Below are 14,827 nucleotides of genomic sequence, written 5' to 3' on the forward strand. Positions count from 1 at the left end.
AAGGCTCATGAAGAAATTCATGGGCCTTTATCTTTTCTAGTCCTTTCCATATCCGGTCTTCGATTACTTCCTGTAAGCACCATTCCATTAGCACCACTGAAACACTCCATCTAATCACCGCAGAACCCGTAAACTTATCTCAGGCTGATATCGGCCATCAGTAATCTTTCTCATCTGTACGACACGATTCTTCGCTAGATACATACCACTCAACACCAGAGTAGAACCCCAGAAAAACTTCCCGACTAAGCCAACAAAAATATAACCAACATTCCGTTCCATTAGGTTCAGTAATTTATATAGATATAGATGAGATACCTAAATGGAGTTCTAGCTGAGATCAGTCAGGAGACTTAGCACCGAAGATTAGAACCAGATGACTGTTGAACAATGATGACCGATTACCCTCAGTGGTAATCGGTCTGATATCTCTTAAGTGATTTAGGTTAGTCGTCAGCAGCAGCAGTGAACCACAGAGCAAGAAACGAATGCTAATCACTGGACTGGTATTCATACTGGAATCGGTAATCTCAAGGCTAGGAGTGGTTCTAGGGCGAATCTGCTATGCGTTAGGGCGAGAACTTGGGTTGAGGGAATGGACTGGTGGAATTAGATGGAAATCTAGCGTGGGAATCCCGTCGACGACGACGGCAATAGACCTAAAATCAAGGTGAAAGACCGGACTAGGACCGGACCGACGACGCCGTCAACGAAACCTAGGGAAAGTAATTACTGAAGAAGTCAGGTAGAGCAAGGGCTAGAGAGAGATTACAGGGCCAGTCTAGAGAGACCGACCCAGCGACTTAGGATTTTAGATTGGGAAGATTGTGATGTTCATATAGAATCTTACATTCTTAATATGTTGCATATGTCGTAGACTACATTCAGCTCTTCTTAAAACACAGTAGAATCTTCTTTTTAGAGTCTAGTATAGGTATCCCATGAAAAAAGCAGGCAAGTCATTAGCTGATAAATTATTTCCTATTGAGTCGACTAATGAGGAACGTGAAGTTGTTGATATCCCGCCAGAGAAAAGGCGTTTACATACTGAAACTTATGACTTTTCAATCGCTACTCTTGTGAACCACTTAAAGGACGGATCAATTTTCGTCCCAACGTTTCAGAGGAATTATGTTTGGAATCGAGGGCAGGCATCAAGACTAATAGAGTCATTAATAATTCAATGTCCAATACCAGTTATATATTTAAATCAAGAACCTGATGAGACACTATCTGTTATTGATGGAAACCAAAGGTTAACATCAATAAAGTTATTTACTGAAGATGAATTTGAGTTGCAAGGATTGTCAGCGTATCCAGAGTTAGAAGGTAATAAATTTTCAGACTTAGATCCTAGGTTTAGAAGGCATATACAGAATAGAACATTGCGATGCATAACCATATTGAAAGAGACTCATCCTCAAATAAAATTCGATGTGTTTGAAAGGATTAACACAGGTGCTGTTCAACTAAACCCTCAAGAAGTTCGCCACGGTGTTTATCATGGTCCACTGATGAAATTTATTGACGATTTATCTCAAGAGAAAATATGGAAAAAATTAACAGGTCGTCAATACGATAACAGAATGAAAGGCACAGAGTTAGTGTTAAGGTATCTAGCACTTACTTATAATCTAGATAAATACAAAAAACCTTTAAAATCGTTCCTTAATGAATTTTGCTCTGAACATCATAACATCGAAGAAAACCAGGCTCTACAATGGAAAAGTGGGTTCTTAAACTCTGTTGAAGCAATCAATTATTTATATGAAGGGAAATCATTTAAAGTTCTAGATGACCAACTTAACCCTGTATCAAAGAGTATCAATTCTGCGTTGTTCGATGCCGTAATGGTTGCGTTTACTCAGTTATCGCTTACAAAAAAATCAGTAGAGAAAGTGGATAAGATAGAGTTCTTGAAAAAGTTCCAAGCGTTGACTCAAAAAGAAAAGTTCTACACATCTATCACAGCCGGAACTAGTGCTACAGGGCTTGTGCGATATAGAATTAGTGAAATGACTAAGTTTCTCAAGAAGGAGTTGATGTAAGTGCCCTACATGAAAAGTATTGCTAGGCAAGAGTTTCAGGTCACGATATCAGCACTGAAAAAGCAAGTTAGTTACTCTGCCCTTAAGAAAAGTAATATCCCACACGATATACAGCAGTGTGTATATAGGAATGCTATATTTCAAACATCTGCTGCGTTAGAAGAATATGTTAAAGCCTTGCTTGAAGATTGGATTCATAAGCTTCATGCTAATTATAAAACGATTAGATATGCTCCTGAACCATTAATTCTTTGGGCTGCAGGAAAGAAACAAAAAAATTCGTTTCAACATTTTATTGCATTTGGTGATGAGTCTAAGTTGATATCAAGCTTGGCATCAACCCATGGTTTGCATGATGTCTTTAATAAAGATTCTTTAGCTAAAGACGTTATTTGTCAATCTGGTATGGTTCGAGATAGAAAATACCCATCAAAAAAGAACCTAGTAGCTTTATTTAAAAGGTTTGGTATTAATGATATTTTTAAGTCGATGCAAATCAAAGGGAAAAAGGACTATAAAAAAAACCTAGAATCCTTTTCAGATATAAGAACAATGATTGCACATGAACATCCAACACCAGATATAACAGCAGAGGACACAAGAAAACAACTACTAATCATAGATGACTTTATAGCGAAGCTAGACGCTATAATGTACTCTCATGTTGTCTCGATTAGTGGCTCAGATTGCTGGAAAACATCAAGACTTTTTTAAACTCCGCCCGATTTAAATAAGCTATCATTTATATATTAACTCCATGTTATCAATAACATGGAGTTAATTATGCTCAAAATAACCAACATTCAACAAATCTCGACCCTTCCAATCACTACAACCCTACAAGAACAAGTCAAAGCCATACTCACCGAACCATTCCACGATGAAACAGAAACTCAACAGACATGGGATGAACTGCAATGTGAACTCTGGTTCCTCACCTCAATTAATGAGCTAAACACTGTCGTCGACGACGATATCGCACTGCTGAAACGAGCTCTAACCTATGCCGAATCCGAAGATGATCTAGATTACGGAGCTTCTATATCCCTAAGCATTGTCGAGGACAGTGGTAAGGGCCTCTACCTACTGATGCCTAAGACACTCCGTACTGAATTGCAGCAGCATTTCTCAACCTCTGATGAGTAAGGAGGTATCCAATGCAATCACGTAAATTCAAATTCAATAAGCGCCAACTTGATTCATTACCGCCGACGCCGTCGACAAGTCGAAGTAAAGAAACTGAGTATACGGATGAGCTCTGTAGTGGCTTAAAAATGATTATCAACAGACAAGGGAGGAAGCGCTTCTTATTCAGATACACCTATTTCGGGAAAAAGAAATCGTTACAAATTGGTGAATATCCAGCGCTAGATATCAACACTGCTAGACAGATAGCCAATGACCACAAGCGAGAGATAGCTCTAGGTAATGACCCCAAGGCTATGAGGGATGAGAAATCTAATGTAATCACGTTTCAAGAATTTGCGGAAGAACACTACTTACCCTACGCCCGAATGAACAAACTCACCGCTAAGAATGATGTCGGTAACTTAAAGCTTCATTTCTACCCCAAATGGGGTAAGAAAAGCATCACCGATATCAATCAACAAGACATTCAAAAGCTACTCGATGGAGTTCTAGAAACAAGGAAGCCTTCCACTGTAAATCGTCTTCGGTCGCTCATTTTACGAATGTATAGGCTCGCAAAAGAATGGGGCTATGTAGATAGCAATCCTGGGCAGTATATAAGGAAGCTTAAGGAGAATAATTTAAGAAACAGATTCCTGAACCGCAAAGAGGTTTCATCCTTCATCAAGGCATGTAACGAGGAGCCCAATCGCACCCAAGGCAACGCCTTAAAATTCGCCCTGCTTACCGGAATGAGAATTGGTGAAATTACTAACTCTAAGTGGGACTGTCTTACCGTCGACGACGACGGCAATTGGAGCCTATTTCTTCCCCACACAAAATCGGGGTTATCAAGGACGGTTTTACTCAATAATTTAGCTAAGGAGGTAATACATGACCAGCGACGATTTCAGATACGTAAGAACCCCTATATATTTGCCGGAGATGCACCCGGTAGACCTATCGCACATCCGAAGAAGGCATTCGCTCGAATCAAGAAAGCAGCGTGGATCTATGATGACTTCCGTATACACGACCTCAGGCACTCTTTCGCTTCGATCCTTATAAATAGTGGAAATGCGACGCTCTATGATGTTCAGCATTTATTGGGGCATCAGAGCCCTCAAACTTCGACTAGGTATGCTCATTTGGCTTCGAGTAGGTTGAGAGAGGTAAGTGCTAATGTTTCTGAGTTGGTAGAGGGAATGTCTATACCATAGAAGTCTACCCCTAGCTTTTCTAGCCCTTCGTAGGTGGTCTCTTTGTGATATACTTTGCGCCCACCCTGTATAGAGAAATTTTGGTTAAGAGTTTTTTCATGAGAAAAAAAGTAGATACGTTGGTAAATCAATCACATGAGATTTATGATGAATACAGGGATAGATTGATTATTGCGGACTCAAGAAAGGCCCTCTCTAAGATCCCAGACAAAACATTTCAAATGTGCGTTACTTCTCCCCCGTATTGGGGACTTCGTGACTACAACATTCATGGTCAAATTGGAGCGGAAGAAACCATCCATGAATTCATTGACGATCTAGTTGAAATATTTAGAGAGGTGAGAAGAACTTTAAAGGATGATGGACTTCTTTGGTTGAACATCGGTGACTCTTTCACTAGCGGTGGAAGAACTTGGCGAGATAAGGACAAGAAAAATCCATCAAGAGGTATGAGTTATCGGGCTCCGACACCAGAAGGTTTAAAACCGAAAGACTTAATCGGTCTTCCATGGAGATTAGCTTTAGCGCTTCAAGATGACGGTTGGTACTTGAGATCTGATAATATTTGGTACAAACCAAATTGTCAGCCTGAATCTGTGAAAGACCGTCCGACTCGCTCCCATGAATATGTGTTTTTACTATCGAAAAGTGAGAAGTATTACTACGATCATGAATCGGTTAAAGAGCCTACAGCTGATGGTAAAAAAATGAGAAACCGACGTACTGTTTGGGAGGTTAAAACCAAGCCGTTCAAAGGTGCTCACTTTGCTGTTTACCCACCAGAGTTAGTTGAGATTTGTGTAAAAGCTGGCAGCAGGGAAGGAGATGTAGTTTTAGACCCGTTTTTTGGCTCTGGAACAACTGGAATTGTCAGTCGTGAACTGGGCCGTTCATACTATGGTATTGAGCTAAACCCAGAATACGCAAAAATTGCTGAGGAGAGACTTCAAGGGGTCGATACTCAGATTGATTTGGGAATCTAAAAAGGAGCAGAGCTCCTTTTTTTTGTGTGTTTCTTTGATTTATTTATGCATCAAATTCCCATGTTGCATGGAGGGTGCAACGTGCCTTCGTTATATTTTTGATTTGTAGCTTTCTCTCACCACCGCCATCAAAATATAGTGAGAACAACTTTGTTTCATTTTCCACTACATAACAGTAACCAGGTTTTGGGTTCTGGCGACTACTGAACTTCATTTCAAGCTCCCCTTCTTGGCACAAAAGAAGTAGAGATTTTGGAATTTCTATAAGTTCGTAGTAATGGTTATATTGACTATTTGCCTTATTACCAGGTAGATACCTCAAGACAAGTATTCTCTCATACCCTTGTAAGTGAGATAAAAACTCATCTCTCAACTCAAGAAGAACACTCTCATTCTCTCCCCAGTTGGGGTTACTCCCTAACTCCATCCATTTACTGATATGTATCGAATTAAAGTTCGTAGATTTACCTGCTTGAGTCTTGAGAGAGTATCGTTCACTATTAATTGTTATATCATGTCCAGGATTTCCTACAGCGGCTAATTGTGCACTTTCTTCATTAGCGCCTGAAGCTAGATTTATGGCTTCTTCTAAACCATTCTCGAAATGTAATTTTGTAAATGGAGCATTTGTTAGGTGAGTATGAATCATAATCCGGGAACCAAGATAAGCAACAGCCCTTTCATTTAAGATTGAGTTAGCACCACTGGTATTGTGTAATTGAAAACTTCTGCGATTATCTAATGACTGTTGGATAGATGAAATTACATCTTCGGTACACTGACTAATTGTCTCTGAAGAAATAGAACTCATGTTTACAAACACCTATAAGGATATTAAGAATGTAAGATTCTATATGAACATCACAATCTTCCCAATCTAAAATCCTAAGTCGCTGGGTCGGTCTCTCTAGACTGGCCCTGTAATCTCTCTCTAGCCCTTGTTCTACCTGATTTCTTCAGTAATTACTTTCCCTAGGTTTTGTTGGCGGCGTCGTCGGTCCGGTCCTAGTCCGGTCTTTCACCCTGATTTTAGGTCTATTGCCGTCGTCGTCGACGACGGATACCCACTCTAGGTTTCCATCTGATTCCACCAACCCATTCGACTACCCCAACTTCTAACCCTAACGCATACGAGATTCGCCCTAGAACCACTCCTAGCGTTGAGATTACCGATTTCAGTATGAATACCAGTCCTGTGATTAGCCTTCGTTTCTAGCTCTGAGATTCACTGCTGCTGACTACTAACCTAAATCACTTAATAGATATCAGACCAATTACCACTGAGGGTAATTGGTCATCATTGTTCAACAGTCATCTGGTTCTAATCTTCGGTGCTGAGTCTCCTGACTGATCTCAGCTAGAACTCCATTTAGGTATCTCATTTATATCTATATAAATTACTGAATCCAATGGAACGGAATGTTGGTTATATTTTTGTTGGTTTAGTCGGGAAATTTTTCTGGGGTTCTGTTCTGGTGTTGAGTGGTATGTATTTAGCGCAGAATCGTGTCGTACAGATAAGAGAGGTTACTGATGGTAGGTATCAGCCTGAGATGGAGTTGCGGGCTCTATGGTGATTGGCTGGGGAGTTTCAGTGGTGCTAATGGAAGCGTACTTACAGGAAGTAATCGAAGAGCGGATATGGAAAGGACTAGAAAAGATAAAGGCCCATGAATTTCTTCATGAGCCTTATCAGAATTTGGTGGCCCCTCCCAGATTTGAACTGGGGACCGAACGATTATGAGTCGTGCGCTCTAACCACTGAGCTAAGGGGCCGTAGGGCATAGATTATAGGGGAACCAATCAATGGTGTCTAGACACTATGAGGGGCAATTCCGCTTACATCTTAGCCACTTAAATCACGTAGGCACAAAAAAGGTGAGCCAACGCTCACCTTTTTTATTTTATGCTTAAAAGCTAACCACACTAAAGCGTGTAATTACTCGTCTAGGAAGCTACGCAGAGTTTCTGAGCGGCTTGGGTGACGAAGTTTACGCAGTGCTTTTGCTTCGATCTGACGGATACGTTCACGAGTTACGTCGAACTGCTTACCAACCTCTTCAAGAGTGTGGTCAGTGTTCATGTCGATACCGAAACGCATACGCAGTACTTTTGCTTCACGAGGCGTTAGGCCTGCAAGAACGTCTTTAGTTGCGCCGCGTAGGCTTGTTGCCGTTGCAGAGTCTAAAGGCAATTCTAGCGTTGTATCCTCGATGAAATCACCTAGATGCGAATCTTCGTCGTCACCGATTGGTGTCTCCATTGAGATAGGCTCTTTAGCAATTTTCAGTACTTTACGGATCTTGTCTTCAGGCATTTGCATGCGCTCAGCCAACTCTTCCGGAAGCGGTTCACGACCCATCTCTTGTAGCATTTGACGAGAGATACGGTTTAGTTTGTTGATCGTTTCGATCATGTGAACCGGAATACGGATAGTACGAGCTTGGTCGGCAATCGAACGAGTGATTGCTTGACGGATCCACCACGTAGCGTAAGTAGAGAACTTGTAACCACGACGGTATTCAAACTTATCTACCGCTTTCATCAGACCGATGTTACCTTCTTGGATTAGATCCAGGAATTGTAGACCACGGTTCGTGTACTTCTTAGCAATCGAGATTACTAGACGTAAGTTCGCTTCAACCATCTCTTTCTTCGCACGACGAGCTTTCGCTTCACCGATAGACATACGACGGCTGATATCTTTGATGCTTTGAACAGTAAGAGACGTTTCACGTTCGATGATATCCAGCTTTTGGATAGAGCGACGGATGTCGTGTTCGTTACGTTTGATCTTTTCTGCGTATGGCTTGTCTGAAGCAAGAACTTCGTCCAACCATGCTTCGCTAGATTCATTGCCAGTAAATAGAGCAATGAAAGATTTCTTCGGCATTTTGCCGTACTCAACCGTTTGACGCATGATTAGGCGTTCTTGAGTACGTACGCGATCCATCGAAGTACGCAGTTCGTTTACTAGGTAATCAAACTGTTTTGGCGTCAGACGGAATTCTTTGAATACGTCTTGCATCATTGTTGTTGCAAGCGTTGCTTTCGGGCTTTCGTGGCCGTATTCATTGATTGCTAGTTGACGGTTTTGGTAGCTAGTGCGAAGCGCTGTGAATTTCTCAAGAGCAAGCTCAGGATCAATACCTGTATCTTCCTCTTCTTCTTCCTCGTCGTCTTCTGCTTCTTCTTTGTCTTCGTCTTCTAGATCAGTTTTAGCGAGCTCTGAACCGATGTGAGTCGCCGTTGGCGCAGCTGTACCATCGTCGTCTGGGTCAACAAAGCCATTGATTAGATCTGTTAAGCGAATCTCTTCAGCGAGTACGCGGTCAAACTGTTCCAAGATGTATGGAATCGTGCCTGGGTACTCAGCGACAGATAATTGAACGGTATTGATACCATCTTCAATACGTTTCGCAATGTCGATTTCGCCTTCACGAGTCAGTAGTTCAACTGTACCCATTTCACGCATGTACATACGAACTGGGTCAGTAGTACGGCCAATCTCGCTTTCTACGCTTGAAAGCGCAGCAGCAGCAGCTTCAGCTGCATCTTCATCTATATTGGCATCGTCATCATTAAGAGCTAGATCATCAGCGTCAGGTGCAGTTTCTACTACCTTGATACCCATGTCATTGATCATTTGAATGATGTCTTCTACCTGTTCAGAATCCACGATTTCTGCAGGTAGGTGGTCGTTTACTTCGGCGTAGGTCAGATAGCCTTGTTCCTTGCCTTTAATAACAAGTAATTTTAGCTGTGACTGCGGATTTTGATCCATAGATGATATCCAACTTCAGGTCTGGTGAAGGACGTTGCATTCTCAAATGCAAACCAATTATGTTAACAAATTTATTAAATGCTGACTAATCAAACAGGGTTACGCTTTTAGATCTAGCATTAAAGCTAGTAGCTCCCTTTTTTCTTCGGCTGATAAACCGACACTTCTTGCTTTGGCCTGCAGGTTTTCAATTTGTTTTTCAACGCACTGGGCAAGGATATTGTCCAATGAGTCTAAAAATATGTCTTCTTGATTGTCTTCGTCGAGGGGGATTTCCCAGCTCGCGAGACGAGACAGAAGTGCCTCATGTTTGTTCTCTCGCCAATGTTCTAATAATTGGCCTGTGCTGATATGGGGGTTCACTCGGCAGATATCAAGTACTTCGACGAATAAACTTAGTCCAGGCAGCTGTAAGCCTTTGACACTTGATAAATCCGGTACCATATCAGCATAGCTCGGATTTTGGATAAGCAAAGCGATAACTTCACGCATTGGAGTGCGCTTGAGCTCTTTATGCGGTTGAGGTGTCGGGTTCTTTGTGTGAACGCGAGCACGCCTCAATTGGTTATCAAATCCAGTTCGCTCATCGAGCAATTTTTCGAGCAGTTCTTGGAAGTAACTGTCAGGAATTTTACTAATCAAGGCGCTCGCGTGTGCACGCAGTGCCGATTTTCCTTCTGTTGTTCCTAAATTCAGCTTGTGTATTTCTATCAGGTTATCGAACAAATAGGTCGAAAGCGGCGTCGCATTGTGGACGAGCTGTTCGAAAGCAGCCTGACCGTGTTCTCTAATATAGCTGTCTGGGTCTTCACCGTCTGGCAAGAACAGAAACTTGAGTGTGTTACCTGTTTTTAGGTATTCAAGCGCATTTTCTAGTGCGCGCCACGCGGCCTCTTTACCTGCTCTATCACCATCGTAACAACAAACCACAGTATTGGTCTGGCGGAACAACATTTGAACGTGATCACCGGTGGTTGAGGTGCCCAGTGATGCCACTGAGTAATCGACACCGTATTGCGCTAGTGCGACAACATCCATATAACCTTCAACCACAAGTACTTGAGGCGGTTCACGGTATGCTTGCAACACTTCATAAAGGCCGTAAAGCTCTTTACCTTTATGGAAGATCGGCGTTTCTGGCGAGTTTAGATACTTTGGCGTGCCGTCTTCTAAAACACGACCACCAAACCCGATCACTCGTCCTCGACGGTCACGAATCGGGAACATCACGCGTCCACGGAATCGATCGTATCGGTTGCCTTTATCGTTTTCTATCAACATGCCGCCAGTAACGAGCATGTCTTGGGCTTCTTTTTGTTGGCCAAAGTTCTTACGAACCAAGTCCCATTCATCAGCGACGTAGCCAATGCCAAATTTCTGTACGATTTCACCAGAAAGACCGCGATTTTTTAGATAATCAATCGCAGGTTTGTTCGCTGAGATTTTCAGCTGAGAGCGGTAAAAATTACTGATGCCGCCCATCAAATCGTAGAGGTTACGTTTTTGTTCGCTGTTGGCTCTTGGCGCCGTGGATATTTCACCGCTGCGCTGTTCTCTAGGAACATCAAGTCCTAAAAATGAGGCCAGCTCTTCAATCGCTTCAACAAAATCGAGACGTTCGAACTCCATAATGAAGTCGATAGCATTGCCGTGTACGCCACAACCAAAGCAGTGATAAAACTGTTTTTCTTGGCTTACGCTGAAAGAAGGGGTCTTTTCGTTGTGAAATGGGCAACAAGCACCATAGTTTTTGCCTTTTTTCTTAAGTTTCACGCGTGCGTCCACAATATCGACAATGTCGAGACGCGCTAGGAGATCATCGATGAAACTACGCGGGATGTGTCCTGCCATAAAACCTTAGAAAAATGCACTAACTGAGAGTGTGGATAATAATAGTTTGAATAGGTTACAGATACAAACAAGCCGTGCATTCCGAAGGATTGCACGGCTTGTTGCAATTTGATTTGGGATTAAGCGAGTTTAGAACGAACTAAACCACTAACTTTACCCATATCTGCACGCCCTTGAATTTGTGGTTTCAAGATAGCCATTACTTTACCCATGTCTTGCATGCCCGCAGGTTGAGCTTCTGCAATTGCGCTATCAAGTAGTGCAATAACTTCTTCTTCAGTTAGCGGCTGAGGCATAAAGCCTTCAAGTACCGTAATTTCTGCTTTTTCCACGTCAGCAAGATCTTGACGATTTGCCGATTCATATTGAGCAACAGAATCGCGACGTTGCTTAACCATTTTAACTAATATAGCAATAATGTCGTCGTCGTTCAGAGTGATCCGTTCGTCAACTTCACGTTGCTTAATTGCTGAAAGAGCTAAGCGGATAGTGCCAAGGCGCGGTTTGTCCTTGGCTTTCATCGCTAATTTTTGCTCTTCTTTGAGTTGTTCAATAAGAGCCATAACTCAGTCCTTATGGATTAAGTTATTAGTACAGACGAACGCGACGTGCGTTTTCGCGAGCTAGCTTTTTAGCGTGACGCTTTTGAGCTGCTGCTTTAGCGCGTTTGCGAACTGTAGTTGGCTTTTCGTAATGCTCACGACGACGCACTTCAGAAAGGATACCTGCTTTTTCACAAGAGCGCTTGAAACGACGTAGTGCAACGTCGAACGGTTCGTTTTCACGTACTTTAACTATTGGCATATGCCTTTCACCTCAGGGGTTATTCATTATCGCTGGTTATTCAGTACCAAATCAGAGAAGTTACCCATCGAGCTAACTCTCTATTCGCGTTTGGTCATTAACCAGCTTGATCAAAAATGGTGCGGAATTTTAATCCGATCACAGTGGCTTTGTAAAGCACTTTGTCGATTATAGTCTGTACAATATTTGTTTGAAGAGCTTAGGCAGGGTAATATTGCGCTAATTTCCCATTTTAGACGAAAGCGTGCCGAGAAAATTATGCGCATTATTGGTATTGAAACCTCTTGTGATGAAACAGGAATCGCAATTTATGATGATGAGCAAGGGCTGCTTTCTCATCAGTTATACAGCCAAGTAAAGCTGCACGCCGATTACGGTGGTGTGGTACCTGAGCTAGCGTCGCGTGACCACGTAAAAAAAACCATTCCACTGATTAAAGCGGCATTGGCAGAAGCGAACCTAACGTCGAAAGATATTGATGGCGTGGCTTACACGGCTGGCCCTGGTTTGGTTGGTGCATTGCTTGTGGGCGCAACGATTGGTCGCAGTATTGCCTATGCGTGGGGCGTGCCTGCTGTGCCAGTGCACCATATGGAAGGTCACCTTCTTGCGCCAATGCTAGAAGATAATCCTCCACCATTCCCATTTGTTGCTCTGCTGGTGTCTGGCGGTCATACCATGATGGTAGAAGTGAAAGGCATTGGTGAATACCGAATTCTTGGTGAATCGATTGATGATGCGGCGGGTGAAGCGTTTGATAAAACCGCGAAGCTAATGGGCTTAGATTACCCAGGTGGTCCACTGCTATCTCGACTCGCAGAAAAAGGCACGCCAGGTCGTTTTAAGTTCCCACGTCCAATGACCGATCGTCCGGGTCTAGATATGAGCTTTTCGGGCTTGAAAACGTTCGCGGCAAATACCATTCGTGCTAATGACAATGATGACCAAACTCGTGCTGACATCGCTTATGCGTTCCAAGAAGCGGTTTGTGCGACCTTGGTAATCAAGTGTAAGCGTGCGTTGGTAGAGACGGGTATGAAACGTATCGTGATTGCTGGCGGTGTGAGTGCCAACAAACAACTACGAGTTGAGCTTGAAGCATTAGCCAAGAAAATCGGTGGAGAGGTGTACTACCCACGCACTGAGTTCTGTACAGATAACGGTGCGATGATCGCTTATGCGGGCATGCAGCGCCTGAAGAATGGTGAAACGGCTGATTTATCTGTCCATGCCACACCGCGTTGGCCAATTGACCAGCTAGAGCCGATTGTTTAATCATAACCAATCGCCAAATAAACCATAGTATTTCGATAAACGGTCGCTGAGTGCGGCCGTTTTTATATCCTAGCTTACCGACTGTATGTCGATAAATAATTGCTGATAGAGATTAGGGAAGAAAATGAACAAGTTCACAGTAGACAATCAATCGATGGCGTACCTAGATGAAGGTCAAGGCCCTGTTGTTGTATTAGGCCACAGCTACCTTTGGGACAGTGCAATGTGGAAGCCGCAGATCGATGCATTAAAAACTCAGTATCGCTGTATTGTTCCAGAGCTTTGGTCTCATGGTGAATCACAAGCCGCGCCGAGCTCGATGCGCAACTTAAAAGATTACGCTCAACACATTTTGGATCTACTTGATCATTTAGAAATCGAAGAATTTTCCGTAGTAGGTTTATCGGTTGGCGGTATGTGGGGAACCGAGTTAGCGGAACTTGCACCTGCACGTATTAAATCTTTAGTTCTAATGGATACGTTTGTTGGTTTAGAACCAGAAGTTGCTCATGCTAAATACTTCAGCATGTTAGACACCATTACTCAAACCAAGATGGTTCCTCAACCGATTGTTGAAGCGGTTGTTCCATTGTTCTTTGCAAATGATGCTCAAACAAACACGCCAACTTTAGTGGAAGGCTTTACTCAGAAATTATCGGCTCTTAAGGGTGAGAACGCTGAAGAAGTGGCTCGAATCGGTCGAATGGTCTTTGGACGTCGCGATATGATTGAAGCAGTAGAGAGCTTTGCACTGCCGGTTTTGATCGCTGTAGGGCAAGAAGACAAACCACGTCCGGCACTTGAGTCATACCTAATGAACGATTGTATTACGGGCAGTGAGTTAGTGGTGATTCCTGATGCTGGTCATATTAGTTCGCTAGAGCAACCAGAGTTTGTGAACACAATGCTGAAGACGTTTTTAGATAAACATCTGCTGTAAGCTTTAGATATTGAATAGTATTGCTCGACAGAGATTTACGTTGGTTTAAACGTATCTCAATTTAAAAATGGATCGGCTTAGACATGACAGTTTAAGCCGATTTTTTTTGCCCGAGTTTTGGTTCGCTGCCATCGAGTAGGCGGCGGATATTCTGATGGTGACGTAGGACGATCAAACAACACAACATGGCCACAGGCAGTGTGTATTGAGGTTTGACTAACCAAGCGTAGAAAGGTGCGAGCAACACAGTAACCAGTGCAGCTAAAGAAGAATAACGAAACAAAAATGCCACAACTAACCAGGTCGCCATGATCATGCCCGTTAGATCGAATCCAATTGGGGCGATAGCTCCGAGTGCGGTTGCGACGCCTTTACCACCTTTAAAGTGGAAGAATATTGGGTACATATGACCAAGGCAGGCTGCGATCGCCACAACACCTAAAATGATGGGATCGATCTTGAGGTAGTAGCCAAGCCAAACAGGAATGGTGCCTTTAAGCATGTCACAAAGCAGGACGGCCGCAGCGGCGCCTTTGCCACCCACGCGAAGCACATTGGTGGTTCCGGGGTTATTGGACCCCACAGTTCTTGGGTCAGGAAGTCTTAAGACTCGGCATATCAAGACCGCACTAGAGATTGAACCTAGTAAATAGGCAGCAATAATCATGATGAGTGCCAATGGGGTCATGTTTTTCCTTAAACAGTTATAAGCCTAACGATGGGAAAATAATGCTCAATCTAAGAGTAATTGATATCATATCTGGAATTACGCAAATAATACGTTTTTTTCCCCG

13 protein-coding genes and 1 tRNA gene are annotated in these 14,827 nt (G+C 42.9%); 7 read left to right on the plus strand and 7 right to left on the minus strand.

The features are described 5' to 3' along the window. Positions 1-941 precede the first annotated feature (941 nt). From AB6E08_RS07325 to AB6E08_RS07345, 5 genes are all read left to right on the plus strand, one after another. Positions 942-2,048 carry a DUF262 domain-containing protein gene (locus tag AB6E08_RS07325; protein ID WP_372063979.1) on the plus strand — a complete coding sequence of 369 codons (1,107 nt, stop codon included), beginning with the start codon at positions 942-944 and terminating at the stop codon, positions 2,046-2,048. Between the two features lie 9 nt (positions 2,049-2,057). Beyond that, the gene (locus tag AB6E08_RS07330) at positions 2,058-2,762 is read left to right on the plus strand and encodes a HEPN domain-containing protein (protein ID WP_372063977.1); all 705 of its coding nucleotides are present in this window, start codon (positions 2,058-2,060) and stop codon (positions 2,760-2,762) included. A 69-nt stretch (positions 2,763-2,831) separates the two neighbouring features. Further along, positions 2,832-3,194, plus strand: coding sequence for a hypothetical protein (locus AB6E08_RS07335; RefSeq protein WP_372063975.1), 363 nt, complete (start codon positions 2,832-2,834; stop codon positions 3,192-3,194). A gap of 11 nt (positions 3,195-3,205) precedes the next feature. Beyond that, entirely contained in the window at positions 3,206-4,396 is a 1,191-nt protein-coding gene (locus tag AB6E08_RS07340; RefSeq protein WP_372063973.1) for a tyrosine-type recombinase/integrase, read from the plus strand. A gap of 98 nt (positions 4,397-4,494) precedes the next feature. Then, complete coding sequence (locus AB6E08_RS07345; RefSeq protein ID WP_372063971.1) at positions 4,495-5,379, plus strand: site-specific DNA-methyltransferase; 885 nt, start codon at positions 4,495-4,497, stop codon at positions 5,377-5,379. Positions 5,380-5,422: 43 nt separating this feature from the next. Here the strand turns inward: AB6E08_RS07345 and AB6E08_RS07350 are convergent, their stop codons facing one another. The 6 genes from AB6E08_RS07350 to rpsU all read right to left on the minus strand — a co-directional run bounded on the left by AB6E08_RS07350 (position 5,423) and on the right by rpsU (position 11,818). After that, positions 5,423-6,190, minus strand: coding sequence for a hypothetical protein (locus AB6E08_RS07350; protein WP_372063969.1), 768 nt, complete (start codon positions 6,188-6,190; stop codon positions 5,423-5,425). 889 nt (positions 6,191-7,079) lie between these two features. Continuing rightward, a tRNA-Ile gene (locus tag AB6E08_RS07355) sits at positions 7,080-7,155 on the minus strand. 163 nt (positions 7,156-7,318) lie between these two features. After that, positions 7,319-9,163, minus strand: a complete 1,845-nt coding sequence (gene rpoD / locus AB6E08_RS07360; protein ID WP_009847799.1) for an RNA polymerase sigma factor RpoD — start codon at positions 9,161-9,163, stop codon at positions 7,319-7,321. A gap of 99 nt (positions 9,164-9,262) precedes the next feature. Further along, positions 9,263-11,014 carry a DNA primase gene (gene dnaG / locus AB6E08_RS07365; RefSeq protein ID WP_017080230.1) on the minus strand — a complete coding sequence of 584 codons (1,752 nt, stop codon included), beginning with the start codon at positions 11,012-11,014 and terminating at the stop codon, positions 9,263-9,265. Between the two features lie 119 nt (positions 11,015-11,133). Continuing rightward, complete coding sequence (locus AB6E08_RS07370; protein WP_009847797.1) at positions 11,134-11,577, minus strand: GatB/YqeY domain-containing protein; 444 nt, start codon at positions 11,575-11,577, stop codon at positions 11,134-11,136. A 25-nt stretch (positions 11,578-11,602) separates the two neighbouring features. Beyond that, positions 11,603-11,818, minus strand: a complete 216-nt coding sequence (gene rpsU, locus AB6E08_RS07375) for a 30S ribosomal protein S21 (protein WP_004396009.1) — start codon at positions 11,816-11,818, stop codon at positions 11,603-11,605. Positions 11,819-12,076: 258 nt separating this feature from the next. On the opposite strand from rpsU, the gene tsaD reads away from it, so the two are divergent. Together tsaD and AB6E08_RS07385 are read left to right on the plus strand one after the other, a co-directional pair. Beyond that, positions 12,077-13,093 carry a tRNA (adenosine(37)-N6)-threonylcarbamoyltransferase complex transferase subunit TsaD gene (gene tsaD, locus AB6E08_RS07380; protein WP_009847795.1) on the plus strand — a complete coding sequence of 339 codons (1,017 nt, stop codon included), beginning with the start codon at positions 12,077-12,079 and terminating at the stop codon, positions 13,091-13,093. A 124-nt stretch (positions 13,094-13,217) separates the two neighbouring features. Then, entirely contained in the window at positions 13,218-14,033 is an 816-nt protein-coding gene (locus AB6E08_RS07385; protein ID WP_065680178.1) for an alpha/beta fold hydrolase, read from the plus strand. 91 nt (positions 14,034-14,124) lie between these two features. Here the strand turns inward: AB6E08_RS07385 and plsY are convergent, their stop codons facing one another. Then, positions 14,125-14,721: a glycerol-3-phosphate 1-O-acyltransferase PlsY gene (gene plsY, locus AB6E08_RS07390; protein WP_372063966.1), complete on the minus strand. Its 597-nt coding sequence runs from the start codon at positions 14,719-14,721 to the stop codon at positions 14,125-14,127. Positions 14,722-14,827: the final 106 nt, after the last annotated feature.

Source organism: Vibrio sp. 10N.247.310.24 (assembly GCF_041467175.1).
Classification (GTDB): Bacteria; Pseudomonadota; Gammaproteobacteria; order Enterobacterales; family Vibrionaceae; genus Vibrio; species Vibrio tasmaniensis_A.

Excerpts from the sequence above, each read along its gene's own strand:
- AB6E08_RS07325 (WP_372063979.1), top strand. The coding sequence starts at position 942 with ATGAAAAAAGCAGGCAAGTCATTAGCTGATAAATTATTTCCTATTGAG.
- AB6E08_RS07330 (WP_372063977.1), top strand. The coding sequence starts at position 2,058 with ATGAAAAGTATTGCTAGGCAAGAGTTTCAGGTCACGATATCAGCACTG.
- AB6E08_RS07335 (WP_372063975.1), top strand. The coding sequence starts at position 2,832 with ATGCTCAAAATAACCAACATTCAACAAATCTCGACCCTTCCAATCACT.
- AB6E08_RS07340 (WP_372063973.1), top strand. The coding sequence starts at position 3,206 with ATGCAATCACGTAAATTCAAATTCAATAAGCGCCAACTTGATTCATTA.
- AB6E08_RS07345 (WP_372063971.1), top strand. The coding sequence starts at position 4,495 with ATGAGAAAAAAAGTAGATACGTTGGTAAATCAATCACATGAGATTTAT.
- AB6E08_RS07350 (WP_372063969.1), bottom strand. The coding sequence starts at position 6,190 with ATGAGTTCTATTTCTTCAGAGACAATTAGTCAGTGTACCGAAGATGTA.
- rpoD (WP_009847799.1), bottom strand. The coding sequence starts at position 9,163 with ATGGATCAAAATCCGCAGTCACAGCTAAAATTACTTGTTATTAAAGGC.
- dnaG (WP_017080230.1), bottom strand. The coding sequence starts at position 11,014 with ATGGCAGGACACATCCCGCGTAGTTTCATCGATGATCTCCTAGCGCGT.
- AB6E08_RS07370 (WP_009847797.1), bottom strand. The coding sequence starts at position 11,577 with ATGGCTCTTATTGAACAACTCAAAGAAGAGCAAAAATTAGCGATGAAA.
- rpsU (WP_004396009.1), bottom strand. The coding sequence starts at position 11,818 with ATGCCAATAGTTAAAGTACGTGAAAACGAACCGTTCGACGTTGCACTA.
- tsaD (WP_009847795.1), top strand. The coding sequence starts at position 12,077 with ATGCGCATTATTGGTATTGAAACCTCTTGTGATGAAACAGGAATCGCA.
- AB6E08_RS07385 (WP_065680178.1), top strand. The coding sequence starts at position 13,218 with ATGAACAAGTTCACAGTAGACAATCAATCGATGGCGTACCTAGATGAA.
- plsY (WP_372063966.1), bottom strand. The coding sequence starts at position 14,721 with ATGACCCCATTGGCACTCATCATGATTATTGCTGCCTATTTACTAGGT.